The following is an 8,254-nucleotide window of genomic DNA, read 5'->3' as shown; positions in this document are numbered from 1 at the left end:
GGGCCCAGCAGCATGCGCCGAGCGTCCGCCGCCCCCGCCGCCGAGCTGCCCGGGGACGTCCAGCCGCCCGGGGACGTCCAGCCGCCCGGGGACAACCGGCGGGGGCCGGCGTGACCGTGCACTTCATCGGGGCCGGACCGGGCGCCGCCGACCTCATCACCGTCCGCGGCCGGAACCTGATCGCGTCCTGCCCGGTCTGCCTGTACGCCGGCAGTCTCGTCCCGGTCGAGCTGCTGGCGCACTGCCCGCCCGGGGCCCGTCTCGTCGACACCGCCCGGATGCCGTTGGACGACATCGTCGCGGAGCTGGTCGCGGCCGACGCCGCCGGTCACGACGTCGCCCGCCTGCACTCCGGCGACCCGTCGCTCTACAGCGCCGTCGCCGAGCAGATGCGCCGGCTCGACGCGGCCGGGATCGCCTACGACGTGACGCCGGGTGTCCCTGCCTTCGCCGCGGCGGCGGCGTCGCTGCGCCGGGAGCTGACGGTTCCCGGCGTCGCCCAGAGCGTGGTGCTGACCCGCACGGCCGTGCTGTCCAGTCCCATGCCGCCCGGCGAGGACCTCGCCGCCCTCAGCCGGTCGGGGGCGACCCTCGTGCTGCACCTGGCCGTGCACCGTATCGAGACGCTCGTCGCCGAGCTCGTGCCGAACTACGGTACGGACTGCCCGGCAGCCGTCGTCGCCTGGGCCAGCCGGGCCGACGAGATCGTGCTGCGCGGCACGCTCGCCGACATCGCCGGTCGGGCGCGGGCCGCGGGGCTCACCAGGACGGCCGTGATCATCGTGGGTCACGCCCTGGCCGCGGAGGGTTTCCGGGACAGCTACCTGTACTCCCGGGAACGCTTCGGACCGGACGGATGCGTGTCGTCCGTTCCCCCGGCCTCCCCGGTTTCCCAGGCTTCCCAGGCTTCCCAGGCAAACGCCGCGCCGCGTGGCCCGGATCCCCTCCCTCGGGCTCGGTGACCGGGCGCCCCCGGGGCTCGGTGACCGGGGCATGCCGTGTGCTGCTGCTCGGCGGAACCGGGGAGGCGCGCCGCCTGGCAACCACGCTCGGCTCCCCGGATCCCGCCGGCACGGAACGCATCGAGATCGTCTACTCGTTGGCCGGTCGGGTCCGCGAGCCTGCGCTGCCACCGTCCTGCCGGATCCGGATCGGCGGCTTCGGTGGGGCGGCGGGCCTGGCCGACTACCTGCGGGCCGAACGGATCGATGCGGTGGTCGACGCGACCCATCCGTTCGCCGCGACGATGACCACGCAGGCCGCGCAGGCCGCGCACGCCACCGGCGTTCCGCTGCTCGTCCTGCGCCGGCCGAGCTGGCGCGAGCAGCCCGGAGACGACTGGCGCCGGGTCCCGTCGCTGGCCGACGCGGTCGCTCTGCTCGACCGGTTCGTCCCACCCGGGCCGCGCCCGCATTCCGATCCGGCCCCACGGGTGTTCCTGACCACCGGGCGAACCGACCTCGCCCTGTTCGCCGGCCTGCACCGGCCCTGGTTCCTGGCCCGATCGGTCGAACCGCCGACCGGCCCGGTACCGCCACGGCTGACCGTCATCCTCGATCGTGGGCCGTTCGACGTCGCCGGGGAGACCGCCCTGCTGCGCCGGCACCGCGTCGACGTCCTCGTGACCAAGAACAGCGGCGGGACGATGACCGCCGCGAAGCTCGCCGCCGCCCGGGACCTCGGTCTGCCGGTCATCATGGTCGACCGCCCGCCGCTGCCACCCGGGGTGACCGCGGTCGACGATGTCGACGCCGCCGTGGCCTGGGTCGCACCACCAGGGCCTAGATGACCGGGGCTAGGTGACCGGGTAACGACGTGGGGTGAACACGAGGTCCCGGCCGGGGCCGCGGTGCACCACTCGGGTCGTCGACGAGCCGATGAGCAGCAGGCAGCGCATGTCGACCTCGGCCGGGTCGAACGCGCCGAGGCTCGTCACGGTGATGCTCTCGGCGGGACCGCCGACATCCCGGCCGATGACCACCACCGTGCCCGGGGGGCGGTGTTCGAGCAGCACCTCGTGGGCCCGCTCCAGCTGATGGCGACGGGTGCGGGAAGCCGGGTTGTACAGCGCCAGGACGAAGTCGCCCGCGGCCGCCGCCCGCAGCCGCCGCTCGATGACCTCCCACGGCTTGAGTCGGTCGGACAGCGACAGCACGCAGAAGTCGTGGCCGAGTGGCGCCCCGACCCGGCTCGCCACCGCCTGCGCGGCGGTCAGCCCGGGCACGACCCGCACCTCGACGCCCGCGAACCGCTCCGCCGCCGCGGCCTCGACGACGGCCGTGGCCATCGCGAAGACCCCGGGATCACCGGAGGAGACCACGGCGACGTTCGCGCCGCCGGCCGCCAGTTCGAGGGCGAGCTCGGCGCGCTCGGCCTCGACGGTGTTCCCCGAGGCGTGCCGGCGCTGGCGTGGATCGACCGGCACCCGGTCGAGGTAGGGGCCGTAGCCGATGAGGTCGTCGGCGGCGGCCAGCGCCTCGGCGGCCTGCGGCGTCAACCAGCCCGCGGCGCCCGGTCCGAGGCCCACCACGACGACCTCCCCCGCGCCGGGCGTGCCGTCGGTACCGACGGTGCCAGCCGTGCCAACGGCGCCAGCCGTACCGACGGTGGGCGCCGTACCAACGGTGGGCGCCGTCAGTACCCAGTCCGCCTGCGACGCGCGCAGCGGCGCCGGATCGTCCGGCCCCCGGACCGGGCTCGGCAGTACCGCGAGCGAGAAGTACGGCACCGTGGCCGGGTCTACCGCACCGAGCGGGGCGATGCGCTGGCCGGAGGTGGTGGCCCGTTCCACGTACCAGGTGTCCGCGAGGCGTCCCGCGGCGGTGAAGGCGTCCCGGATCCCCGGGAAGGTCCGCCCCATCTTGAGCACGACCGCGGTGTCCGTGCCGGCGATACACTCGGCGAGGGCCGCCGGCGGCAGCGTGCCCGGCAGCACGGTGAGGACCTCGTTGCCCTCGACCAGCGGCCGGCCGAGCACCGCGCACCCCGCCGACAGGGACGTCACCCCCGGCACGACCTCGGTCGGGTACCGGTCGGCGAGGCGCCGGTGCAGGTGGATGAACGAGCCGTAGAAGAACGGGTCACCCTCGCTGAGGACCACGACGTCCCGGCCGGCGTCGAGGTGGACGGCCAGCCGCTTGGCGCAGTCCTCGTAGAACTCGTCGATCGCGCCACGGTAGCCGCTGGGGTGGGAGGTCGTCTCGGTGGTGACCGGGTAGACCAGCGCCTCCTCGATCTGGTCACCGCGCAACTGGCTCGCGGCGACCGACCGGGCGATGCTGCGACCGTGCCGGGCGCTGTGGTAGGCGATCACGTCGGCGTCACGGATCAGGCGGGCCGCCTTGAGGGTGACGAGCTCGGGATCCCCCGGTCCAACCCCGACTCCCCACAGCCGGCCCTTCAACGGCGCCATTAATCCTCCTCGCTCGCGATCGCGTTGACCGCGGCGACCGCCATCGCGCTGCCGCCCCGCCGACCGTGCACGACGAGATGCTCCAACCGGGCCGGATCATCCACGAGGGCCTGCTTGGACTCCGCGGCGCCGATGAACCCGACGGGCACGCCGAGCACCGCCGCCGGTCGCCCAGCTCCGGCCGCGACGAGTTCCAGCAGGCGGAACAGCGCTGTCGGAGCGTTCCCGACCGCCACCACGGAGCCGGCGAGCCGATCCGCCCACAGATCCACCGCCGCGGCGCTACGGGTGGTGCCCAGCCGCTCGGCGAGCTGCGGCACCCGGGGATCACCGAGCAGGCAGAGAATCTCGTTCGCGGCGGGCAGCCGACGGCGGGTCACGCCGGCCGCCACCATCTGCGCGTCGCAGAGCACCGGGGCGCCGTCCAGCAACGCCGCGCGCGCCGCCGCGACCACGCCGGGGGTGAAAGCGAGATCGTCAACGAGATCCACCATTCCACAAGAATGGATCATGCGGACCGCAACCCGGGCGACGTCACCGGGCAGCCGGTCGAGACGCGCCTCGGCCCGGATCGTCGCGAACGACCGGCGGTAGATCTCCGCGCCGTCACGGACGTAGTCGTAACGTTGCATACCGCTCATGCCTGATACGCCGTTCATGCCAGACTCCTCGCCGACCTGACGGCCGCGGCCAGGTCACGGTGGCCGTCGCCGGGGCTCGACGACACGACCGTCGCCTCGCCGCCGTCCGCTCCGACGGATGCGGCGGCGGCCCCGAGGCCCGTCCGACGGACCCGGTAGCCGGACCCGGTCGCCACAACCTCCACCACCCGTCCTCCCGGTTGCCCGCAGCGCCGCTCGCAGCCCGACCAGTGCACCGGCGCGAGGGCCGGGCCAACCGGGACGGGCCGGAGGGCTTGCGGCCTCCCGGCCGGGTGCGTCGGCGTCGACGGGTCGCCAGCTCGGATCCGCACGGACACCGCCGCGTCGCGGCGGACATCCGCCAGCGCCCGGGCGCATCCCGGCCGACCGGCACAGCTCGTCACGCCGACCCAGGATGATGCCGGATCGACGACCAGGCCCGCGTCCGCCGCCGCCCTCGACCACCGGGTAGCCTCGGCCAGGTCGAGATCGCGGAGCACGACGGACCGCCACGGAGTCACAACCAGGACGCCGTCTTCGGCACCGCCCGCTCCGCCGACACCCTCACCACCGCCCGCTCCGCCGACACCGCCCGCTCCGCCACCGACACCGGCTGCCGCGGCGGCGGCGAGCAGGTCGAGCTGGTCGGCGCTCAGCCGCCCCAGGGGGACGAGCACGGTCAACGCCCGGCGGCCATCACGCTGCGGATGCGGACCGGGCCACGCGCCGGCCCGAACGGTGGCGCTCCCAGTGGCCTGGACGATCCCAGCGGCCTGGACGATCCCAGCGGCCTGAGCAATTCCAGCAGCCTGGACGATCCCAACGGCGCCGGCCTCGGCCGCGGCAGCCGCGAGCAGGTCGTCCGGTCCACCCGGTCCACCCGGCAACTCGGCGATCCGCCAGGCCGTCGCGGCGGTGCCCACCGCCGCGCGGGCCTCGATGAAGGCCCGCGCCGCGGCGAGGAGCGCGGGTACGGCGACGTGGACGGGCAACCGCAGCGCGCGGGTCGCGCCCGCGACGGCCAGCAGCATCTCCCCGGAGGGCAGGGCGCGCAGCGCGAGGTCCGCGGGCAGCCCGGCCAGGTCCCCGCTGCCGTCGTCGACGGCGAACAGCACCCGGCCGGGCAGCGCGGCGAGGGCCGGATCCGCGCACAGCCGGCGGTCCAGTTCGGCGACGACCGGCGCGATGTCCCGGCACCCGGCCTCGCCGCGTCCGGACAGCGGCGAGCCTACGATGTTGCGGACCCGCTCGTGCGTCGTCGAGGGCAGCAGGCCGACCGCGCTCACCCGGGCGGCGAGCTCCTCGGCCGTACCGTCGGCCAAGCCGTTAGCCAGGCCGCGTAGCTGCACGTTAGCCCGGGAGGTGAGCTCAAGGTGGCCATCGGCGAACTCCCGCGCGCAGCCGGCGAGGGTCTTCGCCGCGGCGGCGGTCAGCCGGCCGCCGGGCAGCCGCAGCCGCGCGAGCGCGCCGTCCGCGGCCGGATGCGTCGTCAGCACACCAGGGCAGGCGTCGCGGACACGCTCCCGCGGACTGGTGGGCACCGGCGGAGCATACGTGCCGGACTCGGGCGATGCCGGTTGATCGTTTTCTTTGTCACGACGACAGCGGAGTGCTTGACAACACCTCCCGCCTCTCTGCGATCGTGACGGGGCCACGAGCGGCGAACGGCGAGGAAGCAAGGAAGCCCGGTGCGGATCCGGTGCGGATCCGGTGCGGTCCCGCCACCGTCACCGGGGAGTGCGCCCCAGGCACGGCCACCGACGCGGGGCGTGGACCCCCGGGAAAGGCATCACCATGTCGCCTGTGCAGACTCCTCCCAGCGATCCGTCCAACGACCCTTCCGACGACCCGTTGGCCACGGTCACCCGCGAAGCCGGGGAGACGCCGGGAGCCGGGGAGACGGAGGTCGACGCGGTCGTCCTGCTGCTGTCGACCTCCGACACCGACCTGCTCTCCGCGCGGGCGAGCGGAGCCCGCTACCGCCTCGCCAACCCGGCCCGGCTCTCCGTCGCCGATCTCCCGGCGCTGACCAGCGGTGCCGATGTGGTCGTGGTGCGCATCCTCGGCGGCCGGCGGACCTGGGAGGAGGGGCTCGACACGCTGCTCGCCGGCCCGCGCCCGGTGGTCGTGCTCGGTGGCGAACGGACCCCGGACGCGGAGCTCATGGCCGTCTCCACGGTGCCCGGCGGCATCTGCGCCGAGGCACACGCCTACCTCGCCCAGGGCGGTCCGGCCAACCTCGGCGAGCTGCACCGATTCCTCGCTGACACCCTGCTGCTGTCCGGTACCGGATTCGCCCCGCCGGTGACCATCCCGGCCTGGGGAGTGCTCGACCGGACCGCGGACGCCTCAGCCACCCCGGACGCCTCAGCCAGCCGGGATGTCCCGGACGTCCTCGCGGGGAACGCGGTGCGGCCGGTCGCGGTGCGGCCGGTCATCGGTGTCCTGTACTACCGCGCGCACCACGTCGCCGGGAACACCGCGTTCGTCGAGGCACTCTGTGCCGCGGTCGAGCGGGCCGGCGGGGATCCGCTGCCGGTGTACTGCGCGTCGCTGCGCGCCGCCGAACCCGAGCTGCTCGCCGCCCTCGGGCGGGCGGACGCGCTGATCGTCACCGTGCTCGCCGCGGGCGGCAGCCAGCCGGCGCACTCCTCCGCCGGAGGCGACGACGAGGCGTGGGACGTCGGCGCGCTGGCCGCGCTGGACATCCCGATCCTGCAGGGACTGTGCCTGACCAGCGGCCGGGCGGCGTGGGCGGAGTCGGACGACGGGCTGTCCCCGCTGGACGCGGCGACACAGGTGGCGATCCCCGAGTTCGACGGGCGCCTGATCACCGTGCCGTTCTCCTTCAAGGAGATCGACGCGGACGGGCTGACAAGCTACGTCGCCGACACCGAACGCGCCGGCCGGGTGGCCGGCATCGCCGTCGCGCACGGCCGGCTGCGGCGCGTCCCACCGGCCGAACGCCGAGTGGCGCTCATGCTCTCGGCCTACCCGACGAAGCACTCCCGGATCGGCAACGCGGTGGGCCTCGACACCCCGGCGAGCGCCGTGCGCCTGCTGCGGGCGATGCGCGCGGCCGGATACGACATCGGGCCCGACGACGGCCCGGACGCGCTGCCGGGGGTCGCGGCCGAGGACGGTGACGCCCTGATCCACGCGATCATCGCCGCGGGCGGGCAGGATCCGGCCTGGCTGACCGAGGAGCAGCTCGCCGGCAACCCGGTCCGGATCAGCGCGGCGCGGTACCGGGCGTGGTTCGACACCCTGCCCGCCGACCTGCGGGAGAGCGTCGAACGGCATTGGGGGCCCGCGCCCGGCGAGCTGTACGTCGACCGGTCCGCGAATCCGGACGGGGAGATCGTGCTCGCCGCGCTGCAGGCCGGCAACATCGTGCTGCTGGTCCAGCCGCCACGCGGCTTCGGGGAGAACCCGGTCGCCATCTACCACGACCCCGACCTGCCGCCGAGCCACCACTACCTCGCCGCCTACCGGTGGCTCGCCGGCGGCTCCGGCGGCTCCGGCGGCTCCGGCGGCTTCGGCGGCTTCGGCGCGCACGCCGTCGTCCATCTGGGCAAGCACGGGACGCTGGAGTGGCTGCCCGGCAAGACCGTGGGCATGTCCGCGTCCTGCCCGACCGACGCGGCGATCGGCAACCTGCCGTTGATCTACCCGTTCCTCGTCAACGACCCGGGCGAGGGCACGCAGGCGAAGCGCCGGGCGCACGCGACCCTGGTCGATCACCTGGTTCCGCCGATGGCCCGCGCGGAGAGCTACGGCGACCTGGCCCGCCTGGAACAGCTGCTCGACGAGCACGCCACCATCGCCGCCATGGATCCGGCGAAGCTGCCGGCCATCCGGGCGCAGATCTGGACGCTGATCCAGGCCGCCCGGCTCGATCACGACCTGGGACTGGCCGACCGGCCGCACGACGCCGAGTTCGACGACTTCCTGCTGCACGTCGACGGGTGGCTGTGCGAGGTGAAGGACGCGCAGATCCGCGACGGCCTGCACGTGCTCGGCGAAGCGCCGACCGGCGGGGCGCGGATCAACCTGGTGCTCGCGATGCTGCGGGCCCGGCAGATGTGGGGGGGGCGCGTCACCCTGCCGGGGCTGCGGGAGGCCCTCGGGCTCGTCGAGGACGACCGGGCGGCCCGCGGCGCGGTCGACGCCGCCGAGGCGACGGCGCTCGCCCTGGTAA

6 protein-coding genes are annotated in these 8,254 nt (G+C 74.8%); 3 read left to right on the top strand and 3 right to left on the bottom strand.

Annotated features, from left to right (window positions below; translation table 11 throughout):
- Positions 1-110: 110 nt before the first annotated feature.
- The gene (gene cobM / locus AC08OP_RS14040) at positions 111-962 is read left to right on the top strand and encodes a precorrin-4 C(11)-methyltransferase (protein WP_476614599.1); all 852 of its coding nucleotides are present in this window, start codon (positions 111-113) and stop codon (positions 960-962) included.
- A 20-nt stretch (positions 963-982) separates the two neighbouring features.
- A complete protein-coding gene (locus AC08OP_RS14035; RefSeq protein WP_476614598.1) occupies positions 983-1,789 on the top strand; it encodes a cobalt-precorrin-6A reductase in 807 nt (268 codons plus the stop codon).
- A gap of 6 nt (positions 1,790-1,795) precedes the next feature.
- Here AC08OP_RS14035 and AC08OP_RS14030 read toward each other — a convergent pair whose 3' ends face one another.
- Genes AC08OP_RS14030 through AC08OP_RS14020 form a run of 3 tightly spaced genes read right to left on the bottom strand, consistent with a single transcriptional unit; the run spans position 1,796 to position 5,594 of the window.
- Positions 1,796-3,412 (bottom strand): precorrin-2 C(20)-methyltransferase, encoded by a 1,617-nt coding sequence (locus tag AC08OP_RS14030; protein ID WP_476614597.1) that lies wholly within the window; start codon positions 3,410-3,412, stop codon positions 1,796-1,798.
- Positions 3,412-4,071 (bottom strand): precorrin-8X methylmutase, encoded by a 660-nt coding sequence (locus AC08OP_RS14025; RefSeq protein WP_476614596.1) that lies wholly within the window; start codon positions 4,069-4,071, stop codon positions 3,412-3,414. The genes AC08OP_RS14030 and AC08OP_RS14025 overlap by 1 nt, the downstream gene beginning before the upstream one ends.
- Positions 4,068-5,594: a nitrite reductase gene (locus AC08OP_RS14020; protein WP_476614595.1), complete on the bottom strand. Its 1,527-nt coding sequence runs from the start codon at positions 5,592-5,594 to the stop codon at positions 4,068-4,070. The genes AC08OP_RS14025 and AC08OP_RS14020 overlap by 4 nt, the downstream gene beginning before the upstream one ends.
- 253 nt (positions 5,595-5,847) lie before the next feature.
- On the opposite strand from AC08OP_RS14020, the gene AC08OP_RS14015 reads away from it, so the two are divergent.
- Positions 5,848-8,254 (top strand): cobaltochelatase subunit CobN (locus tag AC08OP_RS14015; protein ID WP_476614594.1); only part of this gene is annotated, 2,407 nt, incomplete at its 3' end.

This window comes from Frankia sp. CeRuru1 (genome assembly GCF_977966315.1).
This window is presented reverse-complemented; position numbering and strand designations above follow the sequence as displayed.